The 17,161-nt window shown below is 70.8% G+C and carries 12 protein-coding genes, 3 tRNA genes and 1 pseudogene; 5 read left to right on the forward strand and 11 right to left on the reverse strand.

Annotated features, from left to right (window positions below; translation table 11 throughout):
• Positions 1–22: 22 nt before the first annotated feature.
• The 3 genes and pseudogenes from AB0B29_RS01515 to AB0B29_RS01525 form a co-directional block, all read right to left on the reverse strand.
• Positions 23–466, reverse strand: a pseudogene (locus tag AB0B29_RS01515) (FAD-dependent oxidoreductase); the annotation flags it as partial.
• Between the two features lie 139 nt (positions 467–605).
• On the reverse strand, positions 606–1,106 hold the full coding sequence (locus AB0B29_RS01520; protein WP_362232455.1) for a cupin domain-containing protein: 501 nt from the start codon (positions 1,104–1,106) through the stop codon (positions 606–608).
• Between the two features lie 33 nt (positions 1,107–1,139).
• Positions 1,140–2,084, reverse strand: coding sequence for an NADP-dependent oxidoreductase (locus AB0B29_RS01525; protein ID WP_362232458.1), 945 nt, complete (start codon positions 2,082–2,084; stop codon positions 1,140–1,142).
• A 221-nt stretch (positions 2,085–2,305) separates the two neighbouring features.
• Here AB0B29_RS01525 and AB0B29_RS01530 point away from each other — a divergent pair, with 221 nt between their 5' ends.
• Positions 2,306–3,286, forward strand: coding sequence for a helix-turn-helix transcriptional regulator (locus AB0B29_RS01530; protein WP_362232461.1), 981 nt, complete (start codon positions 2,306–2,308; stop codon positions 3,284–3,286).
• A 465-nt stretch (positions 3,287–3,751) separates the two neighbouring features.
• Here the strand turns inward: AB0B29_RS01530 and AB0B29_RS01535 are convergent, their stop codons facing one another.
• The 4 genes from AB0B29_RS01535 to AB0B29_RS01550 all read right to left on the reverse strand — a co-directional run bounded on the left by AB0B29_RS01535 (position 3,752) and on the right by AB0B29_RS01550 (position 5,094).
• Positions 3,752–4,168 carry a hypothetical protein gene (locus AB0B29_RS01535; RefSeq protein ID WP_362232464.1) on the reverse strand — a complete coding sequence of 139 codons (417 nt, stop codon included), beginning with the start codon at positions 4,166–4,168 and terminating at the stop codon, positions 3,752–3,754.
• Between the two features lie 508 nt (positions 4,169–4,676).
• Positions 4,677–4,753 (reverse strand) — tRNA-Ile (locus AB0B29_RS01540).
• A gap of 190 nt (positions 4,754–4,943) precedes the next feature.
• Positions 4,944–5,016, reverse strand: a tRNA-Asn gene (locus tag AB0B29_RS01545).
• A 5-nt stretch (positions 5,017–5,021) separates the two neighbouring features.
• Positions 5,022–5,094 (reverse strand) — tRNA-Asn (locus AB0B29_RS01550).
• A gap of 159 nt (positions 5,095–5,253) precedes the next feature.
• Here AB0B29_RS01550 and AB0B29_RS01555 point away from each other — a divergent pair.
• From AB0B29_RS01555 to AB0B29_RS01570, 4 genes are all read left to right on the forward strand, one after another.
• Entirely contained in the window at positions 5,254–5,559 is a 306-nt protein-coding gene (locus AB0B29_RS01555) for a YtxH domain-containing protein (RefSeq protein WP_031131155.1), read from the forward strand.
• Positions 5,560–5,706: 147 nt separating this feature from the next.
• Positions 5,707–7,155, forward strand: a complete 1,449-nt coding sequence (locus AB0B29_RS01560) for a xylulokinase (RefSeq protein ID WP_362232467.1) — start codon at positions 5,707–5,709, stop codon at positions 7,153–7,155.
• Between the two features lie 111 nt (positions 7,156–7,266).
• Positions 7,267–9,000 carry an ABC transporter ATP-binding protein gene (locus AB0B29_RS01565; protein ID WP_362232470.1) on the forward strand — a complete coding sequence of 578 codons (1,734 nt, stop codon included), beginning with the start codon at positions 7,267–7,269 and terminating at the stop codon, positions 8,998–9,000.
• A complete protein-coding gene (locus AB0B29_RS01570) occupies positions 9,000–10,928 on the forward strand; it encodes an ABC transporter ATP-binding protein (protein WP_362232473.1) in 1,929 nt (642 codons plus the stop codon). Before AB0B29_RS01565 ends, AB0B29_RS01570 begins: the two co-directional genes overlap by 1 nt.
• Before the next feature lie 103 nt (positions 10,929–11,031).
• Here AB0B29_RS01570 and AB0B29_RS01575 read toward each other — a convergent pair whose 3' ends face one another.
• The 4 genes from AB0B29_RS01575 to AB0B29_RS01590 form a co-directional block, all read right to left on the reverse strand.
• Entirely contained in the window at positions 11,032–12,327 is a 1,296-nt protein-coding gene (locus AB0B29_RS01575) for an RNA polymerase sigma factor (protein WP_362232476.1), read from the reverse strand.
• 86 nt (positions 12,328–12,413) lie between these two features.
• Positions 12,414–14,333, reverse strand: coding sequence for a DNA primase (gene dnaG, locus AB0B29_RS01580; RefSeq protein WP_362232479.1), 1,920 nt, complete (start codon positions 14,331–14,333; stop codon positions 12,414–12,416).
• A gap of 106 nt (positions 14,334–14,439) precedes the next feature.
• Positions 14,440–15,705, reverse strand: coding sequence for an NAD(P)/FAD-dependent oxidoreductase (locus AB0B29_RS01585; protein WP_362232482.1), 1,266 nt, complete (start codon positions 15,703–15,705; stop codon positions 14,440–14,442).
• 134 nt (positions 15,706–15,839) lie between these two features.
• A complete protein-coding gene (locus tag AB0B29_RS01590; protein WP_362232485.1) occupies positions 15,840–17,117 on the reverse strand; it encodes a deoxyguanosinetriphosphate triphosphohydrolase in 1,278 nt (425 codons plus the stop codon).
• Between the last annotated feature and the right edge of the window lie 44 nt (positions 17,118–17,161).

Genomic DNA, 17,161 nt, shown 5'->3' on the forward strand with positions numbered 1-17,161 from the left:
CTTCGGTGGGCTTGGAACGGGGCTTGGCGAACCGGCCCGCTGTACGCCCTGCCCGCAGGACGGGTCTGCCGGTGATCAAACCGAGCGACCCGGCGAGCAACTCCAGGCCGATGAAACCGGCTCCCACCACCACCGCGTGCCGGGCGGTGGCGAGCGAGGCACGCAGTGCGGCAGCGTCCTGCGCGGTGCGCAGGGTGTGCACGCCGGGCAGCCCGGCCCCCGGCACGTCGAGCTTGCGGGCCTCGGCCCCTCGGCCAGGACGAGATGGGGGCCGCAGCCACAGCTGTTCGTCGCCGAAGTGCCCCGCGGCCTTGAGGTACGCCTTGGACAGGGGTGGACGCTCGTACGGCAGGGTGGCCTCGGCGCTGATGAGCGTCCTCCCGTACGAAGGCGGAAGCATCCGCGTCGGAGGGCGTGAGGTGCGCGACTGCGCCGGGGCCGACGTCCGCCGCGTGATCACCGGCATGACCCTTCGGTGGTCTTCAGGGCCATGGAGGCCCGCTGCCGGTAGTACGCGCGACCAGGCGGTGCACGTCGGCGTCGTGGTCGGTCCGGATCCCGAGACTCAGACCCGGCGAACGTCCGTGGTCAACGCACCGGCCGAGCTACAGGAACTCGCTCCGGTAGAGCGACGCCAACTCGGCGGCCCGGCGGCGGCGTTCGGCGAGTTCGTCGTCCGACAGCTGCGGGGACGGGGCGTCCTTGCCGGCGACGACGTCCCCGATGCGCGTGAAGTACTCGTCCTGGCCGGCAGGGGTGCACATGCACAGCATGCGGGCCGGCGCACCCGATGCGTTGCGGAAGTTGTGCGGCGCGTTGGCCGGGATGTTGATCGTGGACCCGGCCCGTACGGTGTGCTTTTCGCCACGGAAGGTGAACTCGATCTCGCCCTCGAGGATCGTGAACATCTCCTCGAAGTCGTGCCGGTGTGGCGGCGGGCCGCCGCCGTCGGGGACGCGCATGTCGATCAGGCAGTATCGGCCGTCGGTCTGCTCGCCGGTGACCAGCATGCCGTAGGTGTTCCCCACCAGTGAGATGTACGTCGTGCCGGGGTCGTCGGGGTTCGCCACGGTCAGCGAGCGCGACAGATCGTCGTCGGGGATCATGGTGGTCGTCTCCTCCACAGCTCAGTGTGGGCGTCAGGCGCCGGGCGTGACGACGACCTTGCCGCTGGGCAGTACGCCCGCGGCAGCGTCGGCGTGCAGGGCCGGCAGCTCGGCCAGCGGCACCCGCCGGGCGACCTCGACGCGCAGCTCGCCGCCGTCGATCAGCTCCACCAGGTGCGACAGCTGCTCCGCGTCGCTGCGGACGAACAGGTCGATGCCGCGTACGCCGCGCTCCTCGTCGGTGGGCGCGGGCATCCACACGGTGGTGTTCACCAGGACACCACCGGGGCGGATCAGACCGAGGAGCGCGGCCAGTTGTGCAGGTTCGACCGGCGCGAGGTTGAGTACTGCGTCGACCGGCCGGCTCACCGCCGCGACGACGTCGGCGGTCGTGTGGTCGATGACCTCGTCCGCGCCCGCGTCCGTGACGCGCCGGCTGCTGTACGGACCGGCCGTGGCGATCACGTGGGCGCCGGCCTGCTTGGCCAACTGCACGGCGTAGCCGCCGACCGCTCCGCCCGCGCCGTTGATCAGCACGCGCTGCCCGGCGGTCGGCTTGGCGTGTTCGAACAGCGCCTGCCATGCGGTCAGGCCCACCAGCGGCAGCGCGGCAGCGTCGGACAGCGCGACGCTCTTGGGCGCCGGCGTCAGGGCCTCGGCCGGTGCCAGGACGCACTCCGCGGCGGCGCCGGGTCCCGCCATCGGCAGGAAGCCGATGACCTGGTCCCCGGCCTGGATGCCGGTCACGCCTTCGCCGAGCGCGTCGACCGTGCCGGCGACGTCGATGCCGGGTGTGTGCGGCAGCGTCACAGGGATCGGTCCCTGCATGTAACCGGCGCGGATGTTGGCGTCGACCGGGTTGAACGATGTCGCCGCAACACGGACCCGCACCTGCCCGGCGCCGGGATCCGGTTGCGCCACGTCCTCGTAGCGCAGGACGTCGGGGTCGCCGTACTGGTGGAAGCGCACTGCCTTCATAGTTCTTCTCACTTTCGCCCGCGGGGTCGCGGTCGCCCTGCGCCGCGCGCGAGGTCAAGACCCAGGACACGGTGGCTGCGGCGCCGGACATGGCCGGCAGGCGGTAGATCGTTGTGGAGGTCGAAGCACCACCCAGCGTAGGAACAGGTGTACGTAGAACGGGTGTACCTTCGCGACACGGAATGGGATCCCGGCGACATCCTCATGGGAGCGGAGAGCACATGACGAGCAGGCCGCATTTACTTGTCCCGGCCGGCAAGGTGGGCGCGTTCGACGTCGACGCCAACTCCACCGGCATCGGTCGGGGAACATGGGAGCCGTTCATCGACACCTGGAACGACCGTATGGGGGACCTGTACCCGCTGCCGGAATTCAGCGCTTCCACGGTCGACGGTTTCCAGGGAACGATGCGCTCGGTGACCCTGGAAGACACCGCCGTCAACGAGATCTGGGCATCCTCACCCGTGAGCACCCAGGCAGTCGGGACGTACCAACACGATCAGATCAGGTTGTACGTCGGGCTGCGCGGCGCGGTGGCCCTGCAGGACCCGCACGATCAGGGCGGTGACGCGTGCGTCTCGGCCGGCACCTATTTCATGCACCACGTCGTGACGGAGAATCACTTCCACACCACCCCCCTGATCGGCACCCGCATCTTCAACTTCCCCGGCGACGCCCTGCGGCCCCTGGTCGCCGGGAAACCACGCACCGGCCAGGCCACCTCGCCCGCAGCGCGGATCCTCATGGCGCACACCACCATGGTCCAGCGGACCGTGAGCGACCTCGGCCCGGCGGCCGCGCACGCGGCCCGCAACGCCCTGCTCGAACTGGCCAAGGGACTGGTCCTCGACCACTTCGACGACCACGAGCCCACCTTCACCCCGGCGCTGGCACAAGCGGCCAAGGACCTGGCCGATGCCCGGCTCACCGACGCCGCATTATCACCTGCCGCGATCGCCGCGCACCTGCACGTCTCCCTCCGCACCCTGCAGCGGGCCTTCGCGAGTCTGGACGAGTCGTTCAGCGCCTACATCCGCCGCCGACGCCTGGAGGAAGCGGCCGAGGCACTCACCGCCTCCGGGTCACGGCTCACCGTCTCCGAGGCCGCCGCGCGTTGGCACTTCACTGACAGCAGCCACTTCATCCGCGCCTTCAAGAAGCAATACCACGCAACACCGGCGCGATTCGCACGTCCAGTGTGATGCGGCTCCCTTCTCGTTCAGGGCACGGGTCAGCTCGCGATTGGCCGCTCGGACCGCTTCCAGCTCCGCGTCCCTCTCTTCCAGCCGCGCGGTCAACTCGGTGTTCGTCTGCTCCAGGCGGGAGACCCGCCGCTGCGGCTCTTCCTGGTCGGCGGGGGCACCGAGTCCCGATTCGCGCCGCGCCCGCTCGCCCATCAGCTCGGAGAGCCGACACCCCAGAGGCCGGGTCTGGGCGGTGAGCCGGGTGTTGCGGGCGTGTGTTGGCAAGACCGGCCTGGAGTGAGGCCAGGCTGACCGGGAGCCCGGCCGCGGGGTCCGATGCTGACGGCTGGAGCTCGCCGCGTGGATGAGGCCGAGCAGGTCGCCGGCGGCGGTAGAGGAGGGTGCGGTCGACGCCGGCCTGCCGGGCGATGCCGCTCACACTGATCGCGATGCCGTCCTGGGTGGCGCGCTGGACGGCGCTCTTCACGCTCCGGCTGCGGCGGCGACGGCCTCGCCGATCTGGGCCCGTTCCCTGGCGGTGAGGTCACCGATATCGGCTTTGACCCACTCGATCAGCCGGCGCACCCGGCGGATCTCCTCCTGGGAGGGCATCGCCTCGCTGCGCGCCCAGTCGTCGGCGGCGAACGCCGACATCAGCCGCTCCCGGCTGCGCAGCAGGTCAGCGAGGTACGCCTGGAGGTCGGACACGTCGGTGCGGAAGTGGTCACAGCCCACACCACGGAACCGGACGGGGCAGCTCTGCCCGCCGGCCGCGACGTTCGAGGGCTCCTGGCAGACACCGTAGGGAACGCCGACTTCCGCGATCGCCCGCCGCACGTACTCGGAGTCCAGCAGTGTCCGGGCCTTGCGCCACACACGGGTGCCGGCGCCGGAGGCCACCTGGCCGGCATCATCACCATCGGCGCCATGGCACTCGCCTCCCGCGACAAGGCCGCGCGCATACACTCGGGCGCACCCCCTGAACACCGCCGGACCCGGCCAGGCAGTTGTGGATGGCTCTTGACTGCCGCCCTCTCCACGAAGTGGCACCGGGCATGGCAGGCAGCGATCGAGGTGGGCTTCAGGGCCTGTCCGGTACCGGTCCATCAGCGGGGAGATCGAACATGCCTGATCTGTAGCTGTACCGTCCGGCGTACCCGCCGGACCGTTTTCTGTTCGGGCCGTTTCATGGCCGGGCCTGCGCAGACCAGGACCGGCTGGCTACGACCGGGTCCAACTCGCGGACACAGCCGAACGGATACCGCGATGTCCATCAGGCAGACCAGCAGCTGGCACCTGGCTTGGCCCCTGGAGCGGCACAGAGGGCCAAGAGTGGCTGCGCAAACATCGACCTCAACTGCGGGATCGATAAAATCGCAGGTCAGAAGGTTTCTGCGCGTGTAGCACGTGGTGGGGCGGGTGGGACTCGAACCCACGGCCGACGGATTATGAGTCCGCTGCTCTAACCGGCTGAGCTACCGCCCCATAGCGGCGTGTCGCGTACATGTGTGCGCGCCGTCTGCCGCAGCATAGCCGCTCATACGATCTCCTGCTTCGGCTGGGCGGCTTCGCACGGCCTACGTGACCTTGAGGACTGCGCCCGGTGCCGCGCGGTTCCCGGGACAGGGGAACGGACATGAAAAAGGACCCCTGCGAGGGGTCCTTCTCCGACCTGCTCCCCCGACTGGACTCGAACCAGTAACCTGCCGGTTAACAGCCGGCTGCTCTGCCAATTGAGCTACGGAGGACCGAGCTCCCCGGACTGGACTCGAACCAGTAACCTGCCGGTTAACAGCCGGCTGCTCTGCCAATTGAGCTACCGAGGAAGGTCTCGTTTGCATCGAACACACCTACCTGGGTATCCGCCAGGGGGCGCGCGCTCGCTGCGACACATACATTAGCGCAAGCAGGGGGGTGCTTTGCCAATCGGTACTCCCCGGCGCCGTCACCGCACCGGAGACCTATGCAAGGGAAGGGTGGCCGCCATGCGTTACCGGCTCACGTTCGTCGCCGGAGTCGTCCTGGGTTACGTGCTGGGCACGAGGGCCGGACGCGAGCGCTACGAGCAGTTGAAGAAGTCAGCCCGGCAGTTCGCGCAGAACCCCGCCGTGCGCAACACCGCGGAGACGGCGGCCCACCAGGGCCGTGAGTTCGCGGGCAAGGCGTACCACGTGGTGAGCGACAAGGTCGGCGACCGGGTCCCCGAGTCGGTGGCGGACCGCGTCCGCCACCTGCGCGACCGAGCCACGCACAACGGCGGCGAGGACGACTGGGGCACGAGCAACACGTGATCTTCTGATGCCGCGAAGGCCCGCGCCCCTGAAAGGGGCGCGGGGAAGTGCGCGACCAGCCACGGCGGTCCTGCAGCCGACCGCGGTCGAGAACCCCGGCGGCGCCCACGGCCCAACCCGAGCGGAGCGTGCGGCAGAATTTTGACCATGGGGATAGTCGCCGGGTTGGACAGTTCGCCCGATTTCACTCGTATCGTCGTCTGTGACACGGACTCCGGAGCCGTGCTCAGGCAGGGATATGCGCCGCATCCGGTGGAGAGCCCCGAGGGCGGCGGCCGGCCGTCGGACGTCGACCCGCAGGCCTGGCTGCTCTCCCTGGGCGAGGCCGCGGGCGGCGGGCTGCTGGAGGGCGTGCAGGCGATCGGCGTCTCGGCGCAGCAGAACGCCGTCGTGCCGCTGGACGCGCAGGGCAACACCGTGCGGCCGGCGATGGTCGGTGGTGACAAGCGCACGCAGGTCGCTGCGGCGGATCTGATCGACGCGCTGGGCGGGCGCGAGGCGTGGGCGCAGGCGGTGGGGTGTGTGCCGCAGGCCGCCCAGCCGATCACGAAACTGCGCTGGCTGGCCCGCACCGAGCCGGACAACGCGCAGCGCACCGCGATCCTCCTCCAGGCGCACGACTGGCTGGTGTGGCAGCTGCTGGGCCGGCCGGTCAGGAGAACCACCGACCGGGGCGGCGCGTCCGGCACCGGTTACTGGTCGGCGGCGACCGGTGGCTACCGGCCCGACCTCGTGGAGCTGGCGCTCGGCCATCAGGTGATGCTGCCGGAGGTGATCGGCCCGGCGGACGCGGCCGGTACGACGCCGGAGGGGCTGCTGATCTCCGTGGGGACCGGCGAGACCATGGCGGCGGCGTTCGGTCTCGGCATCGGCCTCGGAGACGCGGTGGTGTCGCTGGGCGCGTCCGGGTCCGTGATGGCCGTGCACCCCGAGGCGCTGGTCGACGGGTCCGGGATGATCACCGCGCTCGCGGACGCGACCGGCATGCACCTGCCCGTCGTCACGACGCTGAACGCCGTACGGACGCTGCGCGGGGCCGCCGAGCTGCTGGGGCTGCCGGATCTGGAGAGCCTGTCCGACCTGGCGATGAAGTCGACGCCGGGGTCGCACGGGCTGGTGCTGCTGCCCTATCTGGAGGGCGAGCGGACGCCGAACCTGCCGCACACCGCCGGGACGCTCGCCGGGCTGAGGCGCGAGTCGATGAAGGCGGAGCACCTGGCGCGGGCCGCGTTCGAGGGGATGCTGTGCGGGCTCGCGGACGCGCTGGACGTGCTGCGCGGCCGGGGTGTGGAGGTACGGCGGGTGTTCCTGCTCGGGCCGGCCGCCGAACTGCCCGCCGTGCAGGCGGCGGCGCCCATGCTGTTCGGGACGCAGGTCGTGGTGCCGCAGCCCGCGGACTACGCGGCGATCGGCGCCGCCCGCCAGGCGGCCTGGGCGCTGGGCGCCTCGCAGGGCACGCTCGACGTGCGCAACCCGCCGGCCTGGCAGGGCGCGGTGGCGCAGGTGCTGGAGCCCGGGGACGAGCTGGCCGTGGGGCAGGCGGTGCGCCAGCAGTTCGTGGCGGTGCGGGAGCAGACGCACCCCGGTGCCCTCTGAAGGGCCTGACCGCCTGTTGGGTTAATTCGGTTGAGGTAACGCGGGTGGAGTGTTCGACGATAGGGGCCAGGGGCAACTACTCGCCCCGTCGTCCACTCCGAGAGAAGCAGCGTGCTCATACGACTTCTGCGGACCTGTCTTAGGCCCTACAAGAGACCCATCGCTCTCCTGGTGCTGCTGCAGTTCCTGCAGACCTGCGCCACGCTCTACCTGCCCACGCTGAACGCCGACATCATCGACAAGGGCGTCGTGAACGGCGACACGGGCTACATCCTGGGCTACGGCGGCCTGATGATCGGCATCTCGCTGGTCCAGGTCGTGTGCAACATCGGCGCCGTGTACTTCGGCGCCCGTACGGCGTCGGCGCTGGGGCGCGACCTGCGGGCGTCCGTGTTCGACCGGGTGCAGTCCTTCTCCGCGCGTGAGGTCGGTCACTTCGGGGCGCCGTCGCTGATCACCCGGACGACGAACGACGTCCAGCAGGTGCAGATGCTGGCGCTGATGACGTTCACGCTGCTGGTGTCGGCGCCGATCATGTGCGTCGGCGGCATCGTGCTGGCGCTCGGTCTGGACGTGCCGCTGTCCGGGGTGCTGGTGGCGGTCGTGCCGGTGCTGGGCATCTGCGTGACGCTGATCGTGCGGCGGCTGCGGCCGCTGTTCCGGGCGATGCAGCAGCGGCTGGACACGGTGAACCAGGTGCTGCGCGAGCAGATCACCGGCAACCGCGTGATCAGGGCCTTCGTCCGGGACGAGTACGAGCAGCAGCGCTTCCGCAAGGCCAACACCGATCTCACCGACTTCGCGCTGGGCACCGGCAACCTGCTCGCGCTGATGTTCCCGATCGTCATGACGGTGGTGAACCTGTCGTCGATCGCCGTGGTGTGGTTCGGGGCGCACCGGATCGACAGCGGCGGGATGCAGATCGGCGACCTGACGGCCTTCCTGGCCTATCTGATGCAGATCGTCATGGCCGTGATGATGGCCACCTTCATGTTCATGATGGTGCCGCGCGCGGAGGTGTGCGCCGAGCGCATCAGCGAGGTGCTGGACACCTCCTCCAGCGTGGTGCCGCCGTCGGCGCCGGTGCGGGAGCTGCGCCGGCACGGGCATCTGGAGATCCGCGGGGCGGGCTTCCGCTATCCGGGTGCTGAGGAGCCGGTGCTGCGCACGGTGGACCTCGTGGCCCGGCCGGGTGAGACGACCGCCGTCATCGGCTCGACCGGCAGCGGCAAGTCCACCCTGCTCGGGCTGGTGCCACGGCTGTTCGACGCGACCGAGGGGCAGGTACTCGTCGACGGGGTCGAGGTGGCGGAGATCGATCCCAAGCTGCTCGCGAAGACCGTCGGGATGGTGCCGCAGAAGCCGTATCTGTTCGCGGGGACGGTGGCGACCAACCTGCGCTACGGCAATCCGGACGCCACCGACGAGGAGCTGTGGCACGCGCTGGAGGTGGCGCAGGCCAAGGACTTCGTGGAGCGGCTGGAGGGTGGTCTCGACTCGCCGATCTCGCAGGGCGGGACGAACGTCTCCGGTGGTCAGCGCCAGCGGCTCGCGATCGCCCGGACGCTGGTGCAGCGGCCCGAGATCTACCTCTTCGACGACTCCTTCTCCGCGCTCGACTACGCCACGGACGCCGCGCTGCGGGCCGCGCTCACGCAGGAGACCGCCGAGGCGACCGTGGTGATCGTCGCGCAGCGGGTGGCGACCATCCGGGACGCCGACCGGATCGTCGTCCTGGACGAGGGCCGGGTCGTCGGCACCGGCCCGCACCACGAGCTGATGGCGGACAACGAGACCTACCGGGAGATCGTGCTCTCCCAGCTCACGGAAGCGGAGGCTGCCTGATGGCGGGGCCCATGGGGCGGATGATGGCCGGGGGCGGCCCCGATTCCCGCTCGCTCGACTTCAAGGGGTCGGGCAAGCGGCTCGTCGCGCGGTTCCGGCCGGAGCGGGTCACCATCTACGTGCTGCTGCTGTGCGTGGTGCTCAGCGTCGGCCTGAACGTCGTCGGGCCGAAGATCCTCGGCAAGGCGACCGACCTGGTCTTCGCGGGCATCGTCGGCCGGGGCATGCCGCAGGGGGCGAGCAAGGAGCAGGTCCTCGACTCCATGCGGCAGCGCGGGGACGGTGACGTCGCCGACATGCTGCGCAGCACCGACTTCACCCCGGGCGAGGGCATCGACTTCACGGCCGTCGGGCATGTGCTGCTGCTCGCGCTGGGCGTGTTCACGGTGGCCGGGCTGCTGATGGCGGTGGCGACACGGCTGGTGAACCGGGCCGTGAACCGGACCATGTTCCGGATGCGCGAGGACGTGCAGACCAAGCTGTCGCGGCTGCCGCTGTCGTACTTCGACCAGCGCCAGCGCGGTGAGGTGCTGTCCCGGGCGACGAACGACATCGACAACATCGGGCAGACCCTCCAGCAGTCGATGGGCCAGCTCATCAACTCGGTGCTGACGATCATCGGCGTGCTCGCGATGATGTTCTACGTCTCCTGGATCCTCGCGCTGGTCGCGCTGGTGACCGTGCCGCTGTCGTTCGTCGTGGCCACCCGCATCGGCAAGCGGTCGCAGCCGCACTTCGTGCAGCAGTGGCGCTCGACGGGCAAGCTGAACGCGCACATCGAGGAGATGTACACCGGGCACGCCCTGGTGAAGGTGTTCGGGCGGCAGGAGGAGTCGGCGCGGCAGTTCGCCGAGCAGAACGACGCGCTGTACGAGGCGGGGTTCAAGGCGCAGTTCAACAGCGGCGTCATGCAGCCGCTGATGATGTTCGTGTCGAACCTGAACTACGTGCTGGTGGCGGTCGTGGGCGGACTGCGGGTCGCCTCGGGTTCGCTGTCGATCGGTGATGTGCAGGCGTTCATCCAGTACTCGCGGCAGTTCTCCATGCCGCTGACGCAGGTCGCCTCGATGGCGAACCTGGTGCAGTCGGGTGTCGCCTCGGCGGAGCGGGTCTTCGAGCTGCTCGACGCGGAGGAGCAGGAGGCGGACCCGGTGCCGGGTGTGCGTCCCGAGGAGCTGCGCGGGCAGGTGGCGCTGGAGCACGTGTCGTTCCGCTACGACCCCGACAAGCCGCTCATCGAGGACCTGTCGCTGAAGGTGGAGCCCGGGCACACGGTCGCCATCGTCGGCCCGACCGGCGCCGGCAAGACGACGCTGGTCAATCTGCTGATGCGGTTCTACGACGTCACCGGCGGGCGCATCACCCTCGACGGGGTCGACATCGCGCGGATGTCGCGGGACGAACTGCGGGCCGGGATCGGCATGGTGCTGCAGGACACCTGGCTGTTCGGCGGCACGATCGCGGAGAACATCGCGTACGGCGCCTCCCGGGAGGTCACCCGCGGGGAGATCGAGGAGGCGGCCCGGGCGGCGCACGCCGACCGGTTCGTCCGGACGCTGCCGGACGGGTACGACACCGTGATCGACGACGAGGGCACCGGTGTCAGTGCCGGTGAGAAGCAGCTGATCACCATCGCCCGGGCGTTCCTGTCCGACCCGGTGATCCTGGTGCTGGACGAGGCGACGAGTTCGGTCGACACGCGTACGGAGGTGCTGATCCAGAAGGCCATGGCGAAACTCGCCCACGGCCGCACGTCGTTCGTGATCGCGCACCGGCTGTCGACGATCCGGGACGCCGACGCGATCCTCGTCATGGAGAACGGGTCGATCGTCGAACAGGGCACGCACGAGGAGCTGCTCGCGGCGGGCGGTGCGTATGCGCGGCTGTACAAGGCGCAGTTCGCGCAGGCGGTGGCGGAGGTGGACTGAGTCGCGATCCGGGGTGCCGGGTGGGGGCGTGGGGCGGCTGCGGGTCCGGTGGGGGCTGGTTGCGCAGTTCGCCGCGCCCCTTGGGCCGGACCCGCACTCGGTATCAGTCGAGATAGCCCCTCAGCTGATCCGCAAAAGCGTGATCCCGCAGCTTGTTCAGGGTCTTCGACTCGATCTGCCGTATCCGTTCCCGGGTGACGCCGAAGATGCGGCCGATCTCCTCCAGGGTGCGGGGGCGGCCGTCCGCCAGGCCGTAGCGGAGTTGGACGACCTTGCGCTCCCGCTCCCCCAGAGTCGAGAGAACCGCCTCCAGGTGCTCCCTGAGCAACAGGAACGCCGCCGACTCCACGGGAGAGGCCGCGTCGCCGTCCTCGATGAGGTCGCCGAGGGCGACGTCGTCCTCCTCGCCGACGGGCGCGTGCAGCGACACCGGCTCCTGGGCGAGGCGCAGGACCTCGCTGACCCGCTCCGGCTGCAGGTCCAGGTGCGCCGCGACCTCCTCGGGCGTCGGCTCGTAGCCGCGCTCCTGGAGCATGCGGCGCTGGACGCGGACGACCCGGTTGATGAGTTCCACGACGTGGACCGGGACCCTGATCGTGCGGGCCTGGTCGGCCAGGGCGCGGGACATGGCCTGCCGGATCCACCACGTGGCGTACGTGGAGAACTTGTAGCCGCGGGCGTAGTCGAACTTCTCGACCGCCCTGATCAGGCCGAGGTTGCCCTCCTGGACGAGGTCGAGCATCGTCAGGCCGCGGCCGACGTAACGCTTGGCGACCGAGACGACCAGGCGCAGGTTCGCCTCGATCAGGCGGCGCTTGGCCATGCGGCCCATGACGACGAGCCGGTCCAGGTCGAGGGCGAGCTGGCTGTCCAGGTCGGGGGTGAGCCGCAGCTTCTCCTCCGCGAACAGTCCGGCCTCGACACGGCGGGCGAGTTCGACCTCCTCGGCGGCGGTGAGCAGGGGGATGCGGCCGATCTCCCGCAGGTACTGGCGGAACAGGTCCGAGGAGGGGCTGCCGGACTCGGTGCGGGCCGGGGTCGGGACGACGACCTCGAGGGGCTCGACCGCCTCGACGGCCTCGGCGGGCGGCTCCTCCGGCTCCGGTTCCGCCTCGGGGTGGTGCACGGCGCGGCTCTGCGCCGGGACCCCTGACAGGGCGTCGGCCTCCGCGTCCGGCGCGGCACCGTCGGCGCCGGGGGCGCCACCGGCGTCGGTCTGGGTGAGGGTCTGGGTCTGCACGGGGGCGACCTCCAGGATGATCGCTGCCAAGGAGTGCGGCAGCGGTACTTCGGGGGCGGAGTCGGCCTCGCCGCTTTCCGTCCCGTACGCGATGAGCGGAACCGCGGGGGTCTGGGACCCGTGGGTGACGGATCGGCCGCGCTCCGAGGACTCAGGCACCGCAACCCAGTGTGGGGTAAGACACATCGCCGCCACGAGGGGCGTGCGATGACTTTTTGCTTCCGGTCCGTGACCGCGCGGTGACCTCAGAGCGCGGCGGCGCCGTGCGTCCGGAGGGTCTGGTCGTACTGCTGGAGGACCCACAGTTCGTTCTGCACGGCGGCGAGCTCGGCCGGGTCGCCGTGGGTTCCCAGGCGGGTGAGCCGGCTCGTGATGTCGCGGATGCGGCGCTCCACGGCCCGGCGGCGGACCGTCACCAGCTGGGCGCCCGCGTACACCTCGTCGGCCCCCTTCACGCCCTTGTGCAGCAGGATCGCCTCGACGGCCAGCTCCGTCACCATCGCGCGGACCGCGTCGTCCGGGGCGGCCTCGCGGACCCTGACCAGGTAGTCCTGGGGGTCGGCGACGCCCGGTTCGGCGCCGCCCGCGTCCTGGATGGCCTGGCGGACGGCGGCGTAGGGCGGGGCGGTGAACTCGTCCACGCCGTAGGCGTCGAAGGCCGGGGAGACCAACTCGGGGCGCTGCAGGGCGAGTTTGAGGAGCTCCCGCTCGGTGGCGAAGACGGGGTTGCGCAGGTTCAGGGCCGGGCCGCGGGGCGCGGCGGGCCGCGGCGGGCCGGCGTACTGCTGCCCCTGGTGGTGCCGCTCCGGGGCGGGGCCCTTACCGCCGCGGGCGCGGGCCCAGCGGGCCAGCTGGGCCACGCGCTTGACCACGAACTGGGTGTCGAGGATGCCGAGCATGCCGGCGAGCTGGACGGCGACCTCGTGCTGGGCGCCGCTGTTCTTGATGCGGGCGACGATCGGGGCGGCCTCGTCCAGGGCGGAGGCGCGGCCCGCCGGCGTGTCGAGGTCGTAGCGGCTGACGATCTGGCGCAGCGCGAACTCGAAGAGGGGGGTGCGGGGCTCGACGAGGTCCGCGACGGCCTCGTCGCCCTTGGCGAGGCGCAGGTCGCAGGGGTCCATGCCGTCGGGGGCGATGGCGATGTACGTCTCGGCGGCGAACTTCTGGTCGTCCTCGAAGGCGCGCAGGGCGGCCTTCTGGCCGGCCGCGTCGCCGTCGAAGGTGAAGATGACCCGGGCCGAGCCGTTGTCCATCAGCAGGCGGCGCAGGATCTTGATGTGGTCGCCGCCGAAGGCGGTGCCGCAGGTGGCGATGGCGGTGGTCACGCCGGCGAGGTGGCAGGCCATGACGTCGGTGTAGCCCTCGACGACGACCGCGCGGGACGCCTTGGCGATGTCCTTCTTGGCGAGGTCGATGCCGTAGAGGACCTGGGACTTCTTGTAGATCGCCGTCTCGGGCGTGTTGAGGTACTTGGGGCCGTTGTCCGCCTCGTAGAGCTTGCGGGCGCCGAAGCCGACGACGTCCCCGCCGATGTCGCGGATGGGCCACATCAGGCGTCCGCGGAAGCGGTCGATGGGGCCGCGGCGGCCCTCCTGGGAGAGACCGGAGAGCAGCAGCTCCTTGTCGGTGAAGCCCTTGCCGCGCAGGTAGCGCGTGAGGTGGTCCCAGCCCTGGGGGCTGTAGCCGACGGAGAAGTGCTGGGCGGCGGCCTGGTCGAAGCCGCGGTCGGCGAGGAACTGGCGGCCGGTGTCGGCCTCCGGGCTGGTGGCGAGCTGCTCCACGTACCAGTCGGCGGCGATCTTGTGGGCCTCGACCAGGCGGATCCGCTCACCGCGCTGGTGGGAGGGGTTGTAGCCGCCCTCCTCGTAGCGCAGGGTGATGCCCGCCTGACCGGCCAGGCGCTCGACCGCCTCCGAGAAGGAGAGGTGGTCGATCTTCATCACGAACGTGATGGTGTCGCCGCCCTCCTGGCAGCCGAAGCAGTGGAAGAACCCCTTGCTCGGGCTGACCTGGAAGGACGGTGACTTCTCGTCGTGGAACGGGCACAGACCCTTGAGGTTCCCGCCGCCCGCGTTGCGCAGCTGGAGGTACTCGGACACCACGGCGTCGATCGGGACCGCGTCCCGTACCGCCTTCACGTCCTCGTCGTTGATCCGTCCTGCCACGAGGTGATTCTACGGGGCCGGACCGACACTCCTGAGGCGAGACGGCTTTCCGGCCGGGGGCCCGGGCGTTGCCCCCGCGCGTTGCCGCACGGGGGCGGTGTGACGGCTACGGTGCGAGGCTTTCCAGCGGGACGTGCGGGTCCGCCAGGGACTCCGTGTTCACCCTCGCCTTGGAGCGGATCAGGCGCTGGATCTTGTCCGTGACGTCCCACACGTTCACGTTCATCCCGGCCAGCACCCGGCCGTCCTTGACCCAGAACGCGATGAACTCGCGCTTCCCGGCGTCCCCGCGGATCACCACCTGGTCGTAGGTGCCCGCGGGTGCCCAGCCTGAGTACTCCATCCCCAGGTCGTACTGGTCGGAGAAGAAGTAGGGCACCCGGTCGTACGTCACGTCCCGGCCCAGCATGGAGCGCGCGGCCGCCGGGCCGCCGTTCAGGGCGTTGGCCCAGTGCTCCACCCGCAGGCTCGTGGCGAACAGGGCGTGGTGGAAGGAGGCCGCGTCGCCGGCCGCGTAGATGTCGGGGTCGGAGGTGCGCAGCCGCTCGTCGACCACGATGCCCCCGCCTTGTGCCCGGTCGGCGATCTCCAGCCCGGCCGCCTCCGCGAGGGCGACCCGCGGGGCCGCGCCGATCGCCGCCAGCACGTCGTGCGCCGGGTGCTCCTCGCCGTCGTCGGTGCGGGCCGCGAGGACCATGCCGTCCTGGCCGACGATCTCCGTCAGCCGCCTGCCGAAGTGGAAGCGCACCCCGTGCTCGCGGTGCAGCTCGGCGAAGAGCCCGCCGAGTTCCGGGCCCAGCACGCCGTGCAGCGGGGTCGGCCCGTGCTCGACGATCGTGACCTCCGCACCGTACTCGCGGGCCGCCGCCGCGACCTCCAGGCCGATCCAGCCGGCCCCGGCGATGACGAGGTGGCCGTTGTCCCGGCCGAGGTTGGTCAGGACGTGTTTGAGGCGCCCGGCGTGGGCGAGGCGGCGCAGGTGGTGCACGCCGGCCAGGTCCGTTCCGGGGATGTCCAGGCGGCGGGGCTCTGCGCCGGTGGCCAGGAGCAGCTTGTCGTAGCGGGCGACGGTGCCGTCCTCGCCGAAGCGGACCGTCTTGGCCGCACGGTCGATGGCGTCGACGGTCTGGCCGAGGTGCAGCTCGATGTCGTGGGCCGCGTACCAGGCGGGTTCGTGCACGAAGACGCTGTCGCGTTCCTCCTTGCCGAGGAGGTAGCCCTTGGACAGGGGCGGGCGCTCGTAGGGGTGGTCGCGTTCGTCGCAGATCAGTATCACTCGGCCGGTGAAGCCCTCCGCGCGGAGCGTCTCGGCCGCCTTCGCGCCGGCCAGTCCGCCTCCGACGATGACGAATGTCTGATCCGCGTCGACCACTTGGTGCCTCCTCGTCAGGGTGTCGCCACTTGCGAGCGTCCCGCACGGAGCGTGATGCGGGAAGAGGGAGTGACCCGATCAGGCCACGGAGGGTCACATTCGGGGGTGCTCGCGTCCCACCCGTCGCGCCAGTCTCATCCCTGCCCCGTCAGACGGGCGTGAAGCGAACGGGCGGAGGTGTCGGTGAGGGAGGCGATCTGGTCGACGATCACCCGCTTGCGCGCTCTGTCGTCCCCCGCCCGGTCGAACAGGGCGCGGAACTGCGGGTCCAGGCCGTCCGGGGCGCGGGCGGTGAGCGCCTCGGCCAGTTCGGCGACGACGATCCGCTGGTCGGCGCGCAGCCGCTCCTGCTCGGCGCGCTGCATGACGTAGAGGTCGGCGACGGCCTTGAGGACGGCGCACTCCATGCGGGTCTCGCGCGGGACGACCAGCTCGGCGGCGTACCGGGTGAGCCGTCCGGCGCCGTAAGCGGTGCGGGTCGCGGTCTCCGCCGCCAGGCAGAAGCGGCCGATGAGCTGGCTGGTGGCGTCCTTCAGGCGGGCCTGGGCGACGGCGGTGCCGTCGTAGCCGTGCGGCCACCACTCCTGGGCGAGAAGCCGGTCCAGGGCCTCGGCGAGCTCGGCGGGGTCGGTGTCGGCGGGCACGTACCGGCCGCGGGCGACCTGGAAGACGTCCCGGCGTTCGGGGTCGGCGTGCAGGCAGTTGGGGTCGATGTGACCGGCGTGCAGGCCGTCCTCCACGTCGTGCACGGAGTAGGCCACGTCGTCGGACCAGTCCATGACCTGCGCCTCGAAGCAGGTGCGGGTGCCGGGGGCGTCCTTGCGGAGCCAGTCGAAGACCGGGCGGTCGTCGTCGTAGACGCCGAACTTGTGCGAGGCCGGGTCGGTGGGGTGGGCGCCGCGGGGCCAGGGGTACTTGGTGGCGGCGTCGAGGGCGGCGCGGGTGAGGTTGAGGCCGACGGAGCGCTCCGGGGTGAACCGCTTGGGCTCGATACGGGTCAGGAGCCTGAGGGACTGGGCGTTGCCCTCGAAGCCGCCGCAGTCCGCCGCGAACTCGTTGAGGGCCTGTTCACCGTTGTGGCCGAAGGGCGGGTGGCCGAGGTCGTGGGAGAGGCAGGCGGCTTCCACGAGGTCGGGGTCGCAGCCGAGGGCCGCGCCCAGTTCGCGGCCGACCTGGGCGCATTCGAGGGAGTGGGTGAGGCGGGTGCGGGGGCTGGCGTCCCAGGCGGGGCCGAGGGTGCCGGGCGTCACCACTTGGGTCTTGCCGGCGAGGCGTCGCAGGGCGGCGGAGTGGAGGACCCGGGCCCGGTCGCGCTGGAAGGCGGTGCGGCCGGGGCGTTTGTCGGGTTCGGGGGCCCAGCGGTCGACTGACGTCGGGTCGTAGGCCGTGGGGTCTTGTGCGGTGCCGTCCATGTGACGACAGTAAGCGCCTCTGAGGGTGCCGGGTTCTGATTTCG

The sequence above is a fragment of the Streptomyces tibetensis genome (assembly GCF_040647715.1).
In the GTDB taxonomy this organism is placed as follows: Bacteria; Actinomycetota; Actinomycetes; order Streptomycetales; family Streptomycetaceae; genus Streptomyces; species Streptomyces tibetensis_A.

What these genes read in the sequence shown, in the direction of transcription:
- AB0B29_RS01520 (WP_362232455.1), bottom strand. Translation starts at nt 1,106, where the DNA reads ATGATCCCCGACGACGATCTGTCGCGCTCGCTGACCGTGGCGAACCCC.
- AB0B29_RS01525 (WP_362232458.1), bottom strand. Translation starts at nt 2,084, where the DNA reads ATGAAGGCAGTGCGCTTCCACCAGTACGGCGACCCCGACGTCCTGCGC.
- AB0B29_RS01530 (WP_362232461.1), top strand. Translation starts at nt 2,306, where the DNA reads ATGACGAGCAGGCCGCATTTACTTGTCCCGGCCGGCAAGGTGGGCGCG.
- AB0B29_RS01555 (WP_031131155.1), top strand. Translation starts at nt 5,254, where the DNA reads ATGCGTTACCGGCTCACGTTCGTCGCCGGAGTCGTCCTGGGTTACGTG.
- AB0B29_RS01560 (WP_362232467.1), top strand. Translation starts at nt 5,707, where the DNA reads ATGGGGATAGTCGCCGGGTTGGACAGTTCGCCCGATTTCACTCGTATC.
- AB0B29_RS01570 (WP_362232473.1), top strand. Translation starts at nt 9,000, where the DNA reads ATGGCGGGGCCCATGGGGCGGATGATGGCCGGGGGCGGCCCCGATTCC.
- AB0B29_RS01590 (WP_362232485.1), bottom strand. Translation starts at nt 17,117, where the DNA reads ATGGACGGCACCGCACAAGACCCCACGGCCTACGACCCGACGTCAGTC.